Origin of the sequence: Clostridium sp. BJN0013 (assembly GCF_040939125.1) — a bacterium.
GTDB lineage: Bacteria > Bacillota > Clostridia > Clostridiales > Clostridiaceae > Clostridium_B.
In genome coordinates, this window is record NZ_CP162495.1 from 2,186,839 (window position 1) to 2,200,756 (window position 13,918).

Consider the following 13,918-nt stretch of genomic DNA (forward strand, 5'->3'; position numbering starts at 1 on the left):
CGAATAAATTTAATTCATAAATATATATTTTATATAATGTTTTTAGTTTATTAACATTGTATATATGATATTTCTCATATTCCAAATGCTATAACATACAAAAAATGAAAAGACTGCTGCTTTAAATCTTTTTAATCTTAAAGCATTAGCTAAAACCGATACAGAACTAAGGCTCATTGCAGCTCCTGCTATCATAGGATTTAATAGTGGGCCTCCAAATATGTGTAAGATTCCCATTGCAACTGGTATTCCAACTGTATTATAAGCAAATGCCCAGAATAAATTTTGTTTAATATTTCTTATAGTACTTTTACTTAATTGCACAGCCGTGGGAACATCCATTAAATCGCTTCTCATAAGAACTATATCTGCTGATTCCATAGCAACGTCTGTTCCCGAACCTATAGCTATACCAATATCAGCTTGTGCTAGTGCTGGAGCATCATTTATACCATCACCAACCATTGCAACTTTCTTACTTTCATCCTGAAGTTTCTTTACTTCACTCGCTTTGTCTTGCGGTAAAACTTCTGCTAGAATTCTATCTATTCCTACCTGTTTAGCAATAGCTTCGGCAGTTCTTTTATTGTCTCCGGTTATCATTGCTACTTCAATTCCCATATTATGAAGCTTTTCTATTGCTTTTCTACTATTTTCCTTAACAGTATCTGCAACAGCTATGATTCCTGCTATTTTTTCACCTACAGCTATATACATTGGAGTTTTACCTTCTTCTGCTAAGTTATCTGAAGCCTTTTCTAATCCTGTTAATGATATTTTGCTTTCAACCATGAGTTTTCTGTTTCCGAGTAATATATTTTTACCATCTATCTTGACTTCAATCCCATGACCAGGAATAGCTCTAAAGAAATCAAGCTTCTTAAATTCTAGTCCTTTTTCTTCTGCACCTTTGACAATCGCCTCACCAAGGGGATGTTCTGAACCTTTTTCTGCTGATGCAGCTAATTGTAATAAATCATTTTGAGTTATACCACTTACAGTAACTATATCCGTAACCTTTGGTTTTCCTTCTGTTATAGTACCTGTCTTATCAAATACTATAGTTTGTATCTTATGGGCAGTTTCCAGTGCTACACCACTTTTTATTAAAACACCGTATTCTGCTCCTTTACCTGTACCTACCATAATTGCTGTTGGGGTAGCTAGCCCCAGGGCACATGGACAAGCAATTACTAAAACGGATATAAATATTGTAAGTGAGAATATTCCTGATTCTCCACCAAAGAAGTACCATGCTAAACCTGAAATAACTGCTAAGGATATGACTATAGGAACAAAGTACCCTGAAATAACGTCTGCAAGTTTTGCAATTGGAGCTTTGGAACCTTGAGCATCCTCTACTAACTTTATAATTTGGGCAAGTGCTGTATCTTTACCAACTTTAGTAGCTTTATATTTTATAGTTCCATTTTTATTTATACTTGCCCCAATAATTTTATCTCCGGCATTTTTTTCTACCGGAATACTTTCACCTGTTAACATTGATTCATCTACTGAAGTAATACCCTCAATCACTTCCCCATCTACAGGTATCTTTTCTCCTGGTTTAACTACTATTACATCTCCTACTTCTACTTCTGCAATAGTAATTTCTGTTTCTTTTTCGTCTCTTATAACTATAGCTGTTTTAGGAGCAAGTCCCATAAGTTTCTTGATAGCTTCAGAAGTCTTTCCTTTAGAAACAGATTCTAAATATTTACCAAGAGTTATTAAAGTAATAATTACTGCTGCTGACTCAAAATATAAGTCTTTAGTATAACTTATATCTCCACCGATAATCTTAACTGTTGAAAATATACCATAAAGAACTGCTGCGGATGTGCCTATTGCAATAAGTGAGTCCATATTAGGACTTCCTTTAAATAGTGTTTTAAATCCAATTGTGTAATATCTATTACCTGCAATTATAACAGGTATAATTAAGAATAATTGTGTTAAAGCAAACACTTCTGGATTCATCATGGGATTAACAAAACCAGGTAGTGGAAGTCCTAGCATATGACCCATTGCCATATAAAGTATCGGTACTGTAAATATAGTAGATATAATGAAATTCTTCCATAAGAGTTCTATTTCTTTTTCTTTTCTCTCTTTATCCATATCTACTGTAGCTTCTTCTTCAATTGCCTTATAGCCAGCTTTTTCTACTGCATTCTTTATATCTATAACTCTTATCTTTGAATGCTCATAGCTTATAGTTAATTTTTCAGTGGCTAAATTAACACTTGATTCTATAACACCATCAAGCTTTTTTGTAGCTCTTTCTACTGCTTTAGCACAAGATGCACATGTCATCCCTTCTATTTTAAATGATTTAGCTTCCATATATTTCTCCTCCCTATAAACATAAACAAGTACTATTTAACAATTATTTTTGATAAAAATTCTATAATTTCATCTATCTTCTCGCTTCCTCTGTTATGTTCAAAGGCTTCCACAACACAATGGTTCATATGCTGTTTTAAGATGAGCAAATTAGCTTTTTTTAAAAGTCCTTGAGCTGCAATAATTTGATTAGATATATCAACACAATACCTCCCATCTTCAAGCATCTTTATAATACCTTCAATTTGCCCTTTTGCTGTCTTTAATGATACCAACGCTTTATTTTTTTCTTCGTTCATGCTTTACCTCCTCCCCGTGTAGGAGTATACTCGGTATAATACTTATAATTTATAATGTCAATATAAATTTTATTATTACCCCACCGATGTGGGGTGATAGATTAATAAATTCATACATAATTATATTTTACTAACTGATTCATACTACAAAAATATAAAGATAAGTATCGCTTCTATACTTTTATTCACATATATATTAACCAAACTTTATAAAGACTATACGGCATCTTGACAACATTTCCCACAAGACTGACACTAATACATATATTACCGATACGTAGTGTTGATATCAAATGAACTTTTAAAATAGTTCTCATATTTTGACAGTTTTTACATACCTAATTTGCTCAATTGTATTTATAAAATTTAACTCTCCCAAGGTAATAAATATAATATATTATTTTGTAACATTGAACGACTTTAAATTAATACAATCTCTTTCAATCCCCATTATTAAGCCATTCTAAATGTTACAAAGGCACAAGGAAATCCGATAAACAGTAAATGTGTTATATCAGACTTCCTATTTTATGATGTTCTACTTTACGAGTGATCATGATTTTGTTTGTCTATAACTATTTATCAATGTCATATTTTTCAGTTAATATTTGCTTTTTTCTTTTATATTCTTCTTCACTTATTTCACCGGATGCTAATTTTTCGTTCAATATTTCAATTGGTTTTCTATCATGCCGGTAACCGCTTCTACCATTAAATGATCTCATGAAAAATACTACTATAGCGATTATAAGTAAAAAACATACAATCATCATAGGCATCATTCCCCATCCCCAATATCCGTACATCATATTAATCCCTCCTCCTAAAATTCTTGTTCACTCTATATACTTATCTATTTTTACAAATAAAATATCTTATTATACTTGCTTTACTAATTCTTGAATTTAATACATAACTTCTTTTTTCATTACATATTTTCTTTCAAACCTATCGGCACAGTTCTGACTGCAAAAATAATATGTCCTGTTATTTATTACTCGGCATATGGAATCCTTTTTGGACACATACATACCACACACAGGATCTCGTGCCATATCTACTGAATTCTCAATATATCCTGCACCGTGTTCTTCATAATCCTTCTTCATATTTTTATGATTCACATGCCCATCTCCGCAGCATCCGCCTCCTTTGGACATCATATATATCATTACTCCAAATATTAAAAAGTAGAACCAGTTATTTGCTAAGAATTCCAAACTAAACACCTCTTTTCAATATTAAAAACATGTTAAATTTCTTAATTCTTATTATTTGTATATAGTATATAGTAGAGTTATGTAGATAAAATGAAGATTTATCAACTTACCTTAAAATTTATTTACTAGACCTTTTAACTGTGAGCATAAAGTGGATTAGATCAAAAACTGAAAAAACCTGAGATAAATATGAATGTGTAAAAAAGCAAAATTGTCTATATTCATAAAGATGAAAAACTATCTAAGAGATATTTTTGAAGAAATGTAAAAATGCACAAAAAAAAACACATAAGCACCTAATATCGAATAAGAAATTAGGTGCTTTTTATGCTTGAAAATAGTAAATTAGAATTTTTAAATTACTACATTATTAGTTATTAAGAAAGTTGTTCGCTTGTTCCTGTGTTATTTTTCCTGATTTTACAGCCGCATCAATTTTACTTTTCACATCTGCTTTTTTCTCATTAAGTTTTGCCAGTATTTTATCTGCTCGTTCTTGTGTTATTTTTCCTTCCTTCACTGCAGTATTCAGTCTTTCTGTCAATTTTCCCATGTCTTCATTAAAAAAAGCCTGAAGCTTAGATTTTGTTTGGGAACTACTCAGTCTTTCTCTTATTTTATCCGCCTGCTCCTGTGTGATCTTGCCTGATGACACTGCTTCTCCAATTCTTGTATTCAATTTTTCAGTAAGCTGTGAAGATGAGCTGTTCGCCTGCTGCACTGCAGTTATCCCATCACCTTGTGATTGTTTTTGATTGTCAGCCGCAAATACTGCTGTACTGCTTAAAAACAGTGCACTTGCTAATACCCCTGATAAAAATTTTACCTTCTTCATAATTAAAACCTCCTTGTGCTTCTGGCACGCTTTTTATTTTTGTAAAATCTTTTTTTAATTTTACAATTTCAGTATAGGACAGCAGTATGAAACTTTTATGAAAGTAATACTGTATTTTATATTATTTTTATAAAAATTAACGTCCCAGTTGAAACCAGAATACAACTCCTCTATTTTGATTTACAACTCCATATTCACAATTGTGCAATTCCATTATTGCAGAAACAATAGAAAGACCTAAACCACTCCCTTTATATCCATCTTTATGTTCAAGTTTATAAAAGCTCTGCCAGATATTTTCCATTTCCTCTAGAGGAATATTTTTTCCAGAATTATAGACCTCAATTCGTATATAATTTTTATATATATTTTCAGAAATGCTTATTTCCTTATTTTCGTCTACATGATGGATGGCATTGGTTAGATAGTTAGATACAACATCAGAAATCAGATTTCTATCAGCATAAGCAAAAATTTTATCAGAATGAATAAATTTAGGTGTTATCTGACCTTGTTCAAATAGTGGAGCATACCTTTCAATGACCTCATTAATAAGTTTATTTATGTCAAAACGCTCTAATTTTAGGTTATAATCATCTGTTTCAAGACGGGCAAGAGATAGGATTTTCATAACCAATTCCTCCATGTTTTCCGCTTCTTTATATATTGTGGATGCATAATTTATTCTGCTTTCCTCATCATCCGCTACATTATCCATAAGGCCCTCCGCATAGCCCTTTACAATGGCAATAGGCGTCTTCAACTGATGTGAGGCATTTTGCAAAAACTTTTTACGCATTTTTTCGATCCTATCTTTTTGATGAATATCAAGTGCAAGACGATTGTTTTTATTTTTAAGCTCCGTTATGGTATTGTCTAATATTTTGGAAAGTACATTCATATTTTCTCCCAAATCCTGTATTTCATCTTTTCTATTTCCCTTATACCTGCCGGTGAAATCTAGTAATTTCATATTCTCAGACATTCTAGAAATTTCAGTTATTGGCTTGGTTAACTTTTCTGCCATAATAATTGAAATTACTATACCCATTATTAATGCAACTAGTGCTACATATAACAAAAATTCATTAAAAATTTCCGCACTGCTGCTAATTGATGCTACTGGGAGATACATTATTAATTTCTCATTGCCTTTTAAGTTTCCAGCAAATAAAATAATTTCGGAAGACATTTTCTTAAGGGATATTTTTCTAATGGTATAATCTTCAGTCTGTTTTAATACACTACTTCTTTGTATCAATGCTTGGCTGTTCAGAAGTGTAAGAATCCTTGGGAATATTCTGGATGTCATATCTTCCTGAGGATATACAAAAATATTTATATTATGATCGTAGATAAGGGTATTTAATTCTTCTTTAAAAGCATTGTTGTTATTACTGTATAGCTGGTGTAGATGCTCATAATTGCTTGTCATGAAACTTATTTTTTTATACGTATAATATTTTTCAAGAAATACTGCATTAGTTATATAGTACAAAAGCACCATTACCAAAATAAGACCACTGAGAACGAAAAACATACTCATCTTAATAGATCGTTTCATTCTTGCGCCTCAAATTCATAACCTACGCCTCTTATGGTCTTTATATAATCAGCTTTATTAGTCAGCTTTTTCCTAAGTTCTTTTATATATACATCTACTGTTCGAATGTCTCCCTCATAATTAAATCCCCAGACATTATTTAAAATTTTTTCTCTGGTTAAAACAATCCCTTGATTTATAAATAAATATGTAAACAATTCAAACTCCCTTTTAGTCAGGTTCAATGGCTTATTATCCAATATGATATCATACTTGCTCTTATTATATTCTAGAACTCCTATCCTTTCATGCTCCCCTTCTTTTAAATAACGCCTGAAAACCGCTTCTATTCTTGCCATAAGAGCTTTTGCTGAAAAGGGTTTAGTTACATAATCATCGGCTTTCAGATTAAAACCTAATATTTCACTTTCCTCATCATCTTTTGCGGTGAGCATGATTACAGGAACATCTGTGTGTTTTCTAATCTCTGTTAACACCTCATAACCATTCATTCCAGGCATCATTATATCAAGTATGATTAAATCAATTTTTTGATTGAAAAATACTTCTACAGCATCTTCTCCATTTGCAGCTTCTGAGACGCTGTAGTTTGCCTTTATAAGATAATCTCGTATTAAACTTCGCAGCGCTTTTTCATCATCAACTACTAAAATATGTTTTTTATCCACTGTATCACCTTCCCTAAATAAAAATTTAAATTTTTATTATATCACTATATTGTAAAAGTTTTATGAAAATTACCATATATCAGCATCTATTGTTTCTAAGTCTCCAACGAATCAATTGCTTATAAGCTCATTAAGTGGTTATTAGAACCCTTAGAACAAAACCATAAGCCTCTGGCATATTACGGTTTCACAGGTAAGAGAACCTGAATGTGATCCTACAAAACCGAGAATAGACCTATAAAATTCCAAATGCTATAACATACAAAAATGAAAAGGCTGTTATTAAAATTCTTACCAACAGCCTTAATCTAAATTAACACAATATTAATTCTTAAAAATCAAATACACTATGCCATTCAAAAAAGAAATCTGATAAACAGTAAATATATTACATCAGATCAGCAGGGTTGTTTATTTGATAAGATATTATTAAGCTGTGATACCTTTGATTCCAAATATAGGTTTCATAAAAGGTATTTTTGCTTTCTGATAAATATTTATATCCCCAACAATCTTTAAATCTTTTAAAACAAATACTTTAATATTATTATATTTATAAATATCATATAACTCCTCGTCTATTATGTCAGTTTCAAATAAAACCTTAATTTTAACAGTTTTCACATCATTATGAATGTTACCACAATCGCAATCTATTGATGTATTTTTAATGAATACCATAAAACATAGATTTTTACTCTGAACATAATTCAGAGCCTTATCGTCGATTTTTACCATAGTTATTCCCTTCCTGTTTATTATATTCTCATTTATCCTGCTGAACATCAAATAATAACTTCTACTTAAAGAACATATTACCGGTACAAAGATTAGTAATTTATTCATTAATCTATCGCATTTAATTTTTGCATTATTATAATTCTTGTTTAAATTGAAATGTGAATATTTGTTTAAATTACTGAAATAATATCAATTATATATAATTAATATGTAGATTTTATGAAGATTCTAATAGATTATACATAATTTAAAATATATAATAGAGATATATGGTAAAAGCAGTGAGAAAACAATGTTACTGGTTTAAGAAACAATATATATTTTTGTTTTTCGGTACACTTTAAAATAATACTATCTTGCTTGTATAGATATTGATTTTTCAAAATTAATCTTAAACTGAGGCTATTTATAGTATTAAGACTCAATAGTTATGTTATTTATTCAAAAATAAAAAAGAGTATTTCTGTTCTTAATGTTTCACAATAATATTTTCAAAATAAGGAGCATACATAGATTCGTGTAAATCAAATCTATGTATGCTCTTTTTTATAGTGAGTCCAGTGAAGTTAGACCATGCTTATTGGAGCAATATCAATATCTAGTTAATGTAATTGCCAAGAAGCCTTGTAGCCAATCACTATGTGTAGTAGAAATATTGGGTATGAAGTGCGAACGCAATGCAGACTCATATTATTACATCGAATCTATTGAAAGTAAACTACCTAATTCAAATTGGCAATTTTTAGTTATATAGCTGGTACATCCTATAATAAATCCATGCATGAACGGTGGACGAGGCGTAGCTGGCATCAAAGGCTTTATACTTTTAATATACTGTTTAACTACTTCAGGAACTGAGTTTTGGTTTACTAATAATAAAGGTGTATGTTTACCCATATGAGCTAATACTACTCCTGCAGCAACTTCCATTGCATTGTTTAGAGTACCAAAAGTGAAGGCATGACCGTCTCTATAGCTTCTTCCCCATCCAAAGTTATTATTAGAGTCTATATATTTGGAGAAATTAACTGCAAGTGTATATGGATCCATGCCATCTATTCTTTGGACAGATGATATATTAGGCAACTTACCTATGGTTTGTTCAACAAGATTAGATATATTTTTACTTGAACCAATAATATAAACATTTACCCCTGTGATCTTTTTTATACGTTCTAATGTACAATAGGGAATTTTGTTATTATTAACAAATAAAATAGAATCTCCATGATGAGCTGAAAAGTAAGCTACCGGGAGTATTTCCTGATAGTTTTCCCCGGAAACAATTAAGATATTTTTTGTATCATGTTTGAAATCAAATATGTTGCATGCAGTTTCATAATGATTACGTCCAAAAATATGGTACGTATTTAATCCAGCATAATTAAGTTGACGTTGTATATTCCTAGAAAGGTTTCCTACTAGGATTACATCTATTTCATTATATCCTTTTGGTTTTAATCTTAATATTTCATCTAAAGTTTTTCTGTTTAATTCGAATCTTTCTGTAAATAAAATTGGAGCATTTATTGGGTGATGTAGCAGTGAAGAAGCTGTAATTGCATCAAAAATTTCATTTTTGTTTAATAAAATAACTGCTCCTGGATTTGAATGAGCAAATATTAATTGTGCAAGTTTTATTGATGTATCAATAGAGTTAACACCACATATACGTGATGTATCTGGAGTTAAAAGACATTGATTACTTGTAAATGGAACTACATTATCTAACAAACTAGCAAACCTCCAAAAATATATATTCATTATATAATAGTCTTAATTAATTAATATGGTTAAATAAAAATACACTTTAAGTTAATCTTTATAACATCTTCATAACTATTGATCTAGAAGAGAATTAATAAAAAATAATAGATGTATATTCTCATTTGGAAGGACAACATAACTGCGTTTAAATTGTATCAAACAATAGATTTTTAAAAAAGTGATTTTGCTACTTATGTTTTTCTCTTTTTTCAGATATAGACATCATCTTCATATGGCTTAAAGGACATAATAAGAATAAGAAGTAAACTAGATATCTATTTCCAATATTAAAATAGTTAATAGCAATAATCCCTACTAAGGGAAGCAGACAACACACAATCATAAGTATTAAATGATAGTTTTTATGATTGTGATTATTACTGTATATATTATTAGCATCAAAATTTTCACTACTGTCATGTAAATGATTGCCGTGATTTAAGTAACGCATATTTTTACCTCCAAATAGGTAGTTTATTATTTGTATTAATAATACTAAAAACATATATAGATCTTATGGAGAAATAAAATTTAAAGTAAAAATTATAATTAAAAAGATACTATGTAAGATATTTCATACATAAGTTTAACTTCATAATTCCTACATATACATTATTTAACTCTGCGAGCTGTTATATAGTCCCTCCTATCAACTGGTGAAATCTTAACCACATCTCCAGTACGAGGAGCATGTATCATTGCACCGTTACCTACGTACATCCCCATATGAGTAGGGTTACCACCTTTACCAAAGAAAACTAAGTCCCCCGGTTGTAATTGTTCTCTTGATACACCTACTCCATCATTTATCTGATCATATGTAGTTCTTCCTATAGAAATTCCAAAGTGTTTATATACATATTGAGTAAAACCAGAACAATCAAATCCACTAGGTGTAGTTCCACCCCATAAATACGGTGTTCCTAGAAAATTTGAAGCATACGCTACAACATTATCATTATTATAGGCGAACTACCCCTAGATAGAGTTATCTTAGGTGCTTCACTTCTTATATTAGCAACCTGATTTACAGCTGCACTCACAGCATTTTGTTCAACCAGTGCATATTGTCTCTGCTGCTGTTTAGCTTCTTCTATTAGCTTTTCTTGATCACTTTTATTTTTATTAAGTTCATTTAATTTATTCTCATTCTCAGATTTTAACGCTAATAATTTTTTGTCTTCTACTTTTAACTTGTCTACTTTATCTGCAATATATTTTTGTTTTGTTTTATAATTTGAAATAACCTTAGTATCATAACTCATAATTCTGCTAATCGTGTCCACTCTCGAAATAAAGTCCCCTAGTCCTCTGGAGTCTAAAAGTATATCTAAATATCCACTAAAACCATTTATATAAAATGCTCTTATTCTATCGTTAAATAATTTCTTTTGCTTTTTCATATCAGTTTCAACTTTTTTTAATTCATTCTCTGAATTCTTAATATCTTGTTCTTTTACCATTATTTGCTTTTTATTATCAGCAATTTTATCCATTGTCCCTTCTATCTGGTTGTCCAAGTTTTCTATACTTGCTTCAAGTTCTTGAAGCTTTGAATATGAATTACTACTATTTAATGCCGGTTGTGCAAAAACTACACTATTGATTGCTACTGTAAGCGTTAATGCCATTAAGAACTGCTTTAATCTTTTATTCAATACTCCCTCTCCTAACTTTAATACTCATTTAGTGTAAATGAATAAAGCAATACATTTATACTAAATAATGTATTTTAGTGAATTAATGTAATATTTATATTAAACACTTTAGCAAAATGTCTAAAGATATAGAACATCACACTTATTCCAATTTGTCGAATTATATGTTTTTTGCATTATACAAGAATTTTATGTAGATTTTATGAAGATTTTATTATCAATAGACGTTTTTTATAATTTTCTACTTTAAATGAAACATTAGATTACTTCTATGCAATTAATAAATATATAAATGTAGTGATGTATAATTAATTTATGTGGTGTTTAATTCATACTTAAGGGTATTATAAGTAATATAAAGTTTTTTGGAGATTTTTTTAGCAGTTGTGAAATTGCTGAATTGGAAAATAAGTTTTTAGGAATTAAGTATGAAAAGGAAGAAATGTTGAAAACACTTGAAAACGTAGACATTGAAAGGTATATGCATAACATAAACCAAAAAGATATTATGGAGGTTATGTTTAAATAGTCGTATACTAACTTTATGGAGATGTGTTAAAAAATTGGCATATCAAAAAGGAAACGAGGATTGCATTTTATGTATAAGAGAAAACCTGAATGGCTAAAAATAAAAATAAGAGGAGGACAAGTCTCTCAAGATGTAAAAGAAATACTTAAAAACTATTCCTTAAATACTGTATGTAGTGAGGCAAATTGTCCTAATAGAATGGAATGTTTTAATAAGAGCAGGGCAACTTTTATGATACTGGGAAAGAATTGTACTAGGAACTGTACATTTTGTAATGTAACTAAAGGCAAACCTGAAAACGTTGATGAAAAGGAACCCTTTAATGTAGCTCAAGCAGTTGATAAATTAAACTTGAAACATGCAGTAATAACCTCTGTTACAAGAGATGACCTAGAAGATGGAGGGGCTTCTCACTTTGCCAGTGTTGTAAAGGAAATAAGAAAGCTTAATAAAAATATAACGGTAGAAGTTCTAATACCTGATTTTAAAGGAAGTGAAACTGCTCTTAAAAAAGTGGTGGATTCAAAACCTAATGTAATAAACCACAATGTAGAGACAACACCTGCTTTATATAAGGAAGTAAGACCAATGGCAGTTTATAAGCGCTCATTAGAACTTTTAAAAAGAGTTAAGATTATGGACAACTCAATTTTAACAAAATCAGGATTTATGTTGGGACTTGGAGAAAAGGAAAAAGATATTATAGAAGTATTAAAAGATTTGAGAAAAGTAGATTGTGACATTGTTACAATAGGTCAGTACTTGTCGCCTTCTTCAAAACACCATGCTGTTGTAGAATACGTTCATCCTGATGTATTTAAAAAGTATAAAGAAATAGCTTTAGATCTAGGTTTTAAATTTGTCTCATCTTCACCATTAGTAAGAAGTTCTTATCATGCAGATGAAATGATTAAAAATTAGTATCAAAATGAGATAAAGCTAAATGTATAATAATGTATAACCTCGAGATGATATTAATTTAGTATCATTTTGAGACTCGCAGACTTTGAAAAATTTCTAAGCACAAAATTTTAAAATTAAGTATTAGATATTATACGGCTATTTGTATATATAAGAGAGCTATTTAAAAGCACATGGGAAATCGGCACGTAAATTGCTGTATATTTAGTGAAATATAAATTTGGATATTTTTTAATCTTAGGAGGTTTTATTATGCATATTCCAGAGAATTATTTAAGTCTATCAACTTGTGCTGTTATGGGAGCGATAATTATAGACTTACTTAAAGAATTTTCTATTGCTCTTGGTTTGGCTTTTGGTATTAATTTTGTTGATATTACATTTTTAAAAAAGAAAGTGAATTAGAGTAATTTGAGATACATTATTCTTTGGAAGTGTCACAAGTTGTAAATTTTTCCAAAGGAAAGCATATAGTTGATTTAATCTTAATATTATGCTAAAGTTAGTTTATAATTTTAAACTTATAAATCATAACTTAATTATATATTTAAGTTTTCTAGGGTTCCGCAGTTTGTAACTGGCAGGTCCGAGAGAAAACACACAGTTGACTGTGTACACGGAAGGATAAAAGCCTGGGAGATATTTTTATAATATTTCCTTAGGCCTTTTTTGTCTATATGAAAACCACCTGCTATGCAGGTGTGTTCAGAATAGCTTAAGCGGTGAACAAAAAACCTCACTTTGATAAAATAGAAGAGGTCTCGTCAACCAAATCTATAATCAAAGGAGGTTTGCCCTAAATGGACAGTAATAGTTTATCACATACTAAATGGAGATGTAAATATCATGTAGTATTTTCACCCAAATATAGAAGAAAAGAAATATATGGAGAAAAAAGAAAAGAGATAGGAAAAATATTAAGGAAACTTTGTGAATGGAAAGGTGTAGAAATAATAGAGGCGAATGCATGTGAAGATCATATACATATGCTTTTATCGATACCACCAAAGACAAGTGTTTCAAGTTTTATGGGATTCTTGAAGGGAAAAAGTAGTCTAATGATATTTGAGAGATTTTCAAATTTAAAATATAAATATGGAAATAGGCACTTTTGGTGCAGAGGATTCTATGTAGACACAGTTGGAAAAAATAAAAAAGCAATAGAAGAATATATAAGAAATCAACAGAAAGAAGATATGATCGCCGACCAAGTAAGTATGAAGGAATACATGGACCCTTTTAAGGGTAGCAAGTAACATAAATTGCGGCTGGCGAGATCTTTAAGATGCCTTGAGGCATAATGCTGGTAATGTGCCCTTATAGGGCTTAGGAAAAACCACCAGCTAAGCTGGTGGATATTTATTATTTTT

General features: G+C 30.1%; 15 protein-coding genes, 1 pseudogene and 1 riboswitch. Of the genes and pseudogenes, 4 read left to right on the forward strand and 12 right to left on the reverse strand.

Translation table 11 applies throughout. The features are described from left to right. Positions 1-42: 42 nt before the first annotated feature. The 12 genes and pseudogenes from AB3K27_RS11170 to AB3K27_RS11225 form a co-directional block, all read right to left on the reverse strand. A complete protein-coding gene (locus AB3K27_RS11170) occupies positions 43-2,346 on the reverse strand; it encodes a heavy metal translocating P-type ATPase (RefSeq protein WP_368487518.1) in 2,304 nt (767 codons plus the stop codon). Between the two features lie 32 nt (positions 2,347-2,378). Next, positions 2,379-2,645 (reverse strand): metal-sensing transcriptional repressor, encoded by a 267-nt coding sequence (locus tag AB3K27_RS11175; RefSeq protein WP_368487519.1) that lies wholly within the window; start codon positions 2,643-2,645, stop codon positions 2,379-2,381. Between the two features lie 575 nt (positions 2,646-3,220). Continuing rightward, positions 3,221-3,454, reverse strand: a complete 234-nt coding sequence (locus AB3K27_RS11180) for an SHOCT domain-containing protein (protein WP_368487520.1) — start codon at positions 3,452-3,454, stop codon at positions 3,221-3,223. 96 nt (positions 3,455-3,550) lie between these two features. Continuing rightward, positions 3,551-3,865: a hypothetical protein gene (locus tag AB3K27_RS11185; RefSeq protein WP_368487521.1), complete on the reverse strand. Its 315-nt coding sequence runs from the start codon at positions 3,863-3,865 to the stop codon at positions 3,551-3,553. A 370-nt stretch (positions 3,866-4,235) separates the two neighbouring features. Further along, on the reverse strand, positions 4,236-4,700 hold the full coding sequence (locus AB3K27_RS11190; RefSeq protein ID WP_368487522.1) for a hypothetical protein: 465 nt from the start codon (positions 4,698-4,700) through the stop codon (positions 4,236-4,238). A gap of 136 nt (positions 4,701-4,836) precedes the next feature. Continuing rightward, entirely contained in the window at positions 4,837-6,264 is a 1,428-nt protein-coding gene (locus AB3K27_RS11195; RefSeq protein ID WP_368487523.1) for a sensor histidine kinase, read from the reverse strand. Next, positions 6,261-6,932 (reverse strand): response regulator transcription factor, encoded by a 672-nt coding sequence (locus AB3K27_RS11200; RefSeq protein WP_368487524.1) that lies wholly within the window; start codon positions 6,930-6,932, stop codon positions 6,261-6,263. Before AB3K27_RS11200 ends, AB3K27_RS11195 begins: the two co-directional genes overlap by 4 nt. Before the next feature lie 429 nt (positions 6,933-7,361). Further along, positions 7,362-7,778, reverse strand: a complete 417-nt coding sequence (locus AB3K27_RS11205; protein WP_368487525.1) for a hypothetical protein — start codon at positions 7,776-7,778, stop codon at positions 7,362-7,364. A 588-nt stretch (positions 7,779-8,366) separates the two neighbouring features. Beyond that, entirely contained in the window at positions 8,367-9,407 is a 1,041-nt protein-coding gene (locus AB3K27_RS11210; protein WP_368487526.1) for a cell wall-binding repeat-containing protein, read from the reverse strand. Between the two features lie 220 nt (positions 9,408-9,627). Beyond that, positions 9,628-9,891: a hypothetical protein gene (locus AB3K27_RS11215; protein ID WP_368487527.1), complete on the reverse strand. Its 264-nt coding sequence runs from the start codon at positions 9,889-9,891 to the stop codon at positions 9,628-9,630. A gap of 161 nt (positions 9,892-10,052) precedes the next feature. Then, positions 10,053-10,304, reverse strand: a pseudogene (locus AB3K27_RS11220) (C40 family peptidase); the annotation flags it as partial. An 80-nt stretch (positions 10,305-10,384) separates the two neighbouring features. Then, the gene (locus AB3K27_RS11225; protein ID WP_368487528.1) at positions 10,385-11,098 is read right to left on the reverse strand and encodes a coiled-coil domain-containing protein; all 714 of its coding nucleotides are present in this window, start codon (positions 11,096-11,098) and stop codon (positions 10,385-10,387) included. 346 nt (positions 11,099-11,444) lie between these two features. Here AB3K27_RS11225 and AB3K27_RS11230 point away from each other — a divergent pair, with 346 nt between their 5' ends. From AB3K27_RS11230 to tnpA, 4 genes are all read left to right on the forward strand, one after another. Continuing rightward, the gene (locus AB3K27_RS11230; RefSeq protein WP_368491218.1) at positions 11,445-11,627 is read left to right on the forward strand and encodes a lipoate protein ligase C-terminal domain-containing protein; all 183 of its coding nucleotides are present in this window, start codon (positions 11,445-11,447) and stop codon (positions 11,625-11,627) included. 69 nt (positions 11,628-11,696) lie between these two features. Then, positions 11,697-12,548 carry a lipoyl synthase gene (gene lipA, locus AB3K27_RS11235; RefSeq protein ID WP_368487529.1) on the forward strand — a complete coding sequence of 284 codons (852 nt, stop codon included), beginning with the start codon at positions 11,697-11,699 and terminating at the stop codon, positions 12,546-12,548. 252 nt (positions 12,549-12,800) lie between these two features. Next, positions 12,801-12,953, forward strand: a complete 153-nt coding sequence (locus tag AB3K27_RS11240) for a hypothetical protein (protein ID WP_368487530.1) — start codon at positions 12,801-12,803, stop codon at positions 12,951-12,953. A 140-nt stretch (positions 12,954-13,093) separates the two neighbouring features. Beyond that, a riboswitch (guanidine-I (ykkC/yxkD leader) is annotated at positions 13,094-13,189 on the forward strand. A 159-nt stretch (positions 13,190-13,348) separates the two neighbouring features. Continuing rightward, positions 13,349-13,804 (forward strand): IS200/IS605 family transposase, encoded by a 456-nt coding sequence (tnpA, locus tag AB3K27_RS11245; protein ID WP_368487531.1) that lies wholly within the window; start codon positions 13,349-13,351, stop codon positions 13,802-13,804. Positions 13,805-13,918: the final 114 nt, after the last annotated feature.

What these genes read in the sequence shown, in the direction of transcription:
- AB3K27_RS11170 (WP_368487518.1), bottom strand. Translation starts at nt 2,346, where the DNA reads ATGGAAGCTAAATCATTTAAAATAGAAGGGATGACATGTGCATCTTGT.
- AB3K27_RS11175 (WP_368487519.1), bottom strand. Translation starts at nt 2,645, where the DNA reads ATGAACGAAGAAAAAAATAAAGCGTTGGTATCATTAAAGACAGCAAAA.
- AB3K27_RS11180 (WP_368487520.1), bottom strand. Translation starts at nt 3,454, where the DNA reads ATGATGTACGGATATTGGGGATGGGGAATGATGCCTATGATGATTGTA.
- AB3K27_RS11190 (WP_368487522.1), bottom strand. Translation starts at nt 4,700, where the DNA reads ATGAAGAAGGTAAAATTTTTATCAGGGGTATTAGCAAGTGCACTGTTT.
- AB3K27_RS11195 (WP_368487523.1), bottom strand. Translation starts at nt 6,264, where the DNA reads ATGAAACGATCTATTAAGATGAGTATGTTTTTCGTTCTCAGTGGTCTT.
- AB3K27_RS11205 (WP_368487525.1), bottom strand. Translation starts at nt 7,778, where the DNA reads ATGAATAAATTACTAATCTTTGTACCGGTAATATGTTCTTTAAGTAGA.
- AB3K27_RS11215 (WP_368487527.1), bottom strand. Translation starts at nt 9,891, where the DNA reads ATGCGTTACTTAAATCACGGCAATCATTTACATGACAGTAGTGAAAAT.
- lipA (WP_368487529.1), top strand. Translation starts at nt 11,697, where the DNA reads ATGTATAAGAGAAAACCTGAATGGCTAAAAATAAAAATAAGAGGAGGA.
- AB3K27_RS11240 (WP_368487530.1), top strand. Translation starts at nt 12,801, where the DNA reads ATGCATATTCCAGAGAATTATTTAAGTCTATCAACTTGTGCTGTTATG.
- tnpA (WP_368487531.1), top strand. Translation starts at nt 13,349, where the DNA reads ATGGACAGTAATAGTTTATCACATACTAAATGGAGATGTAAATATCAT.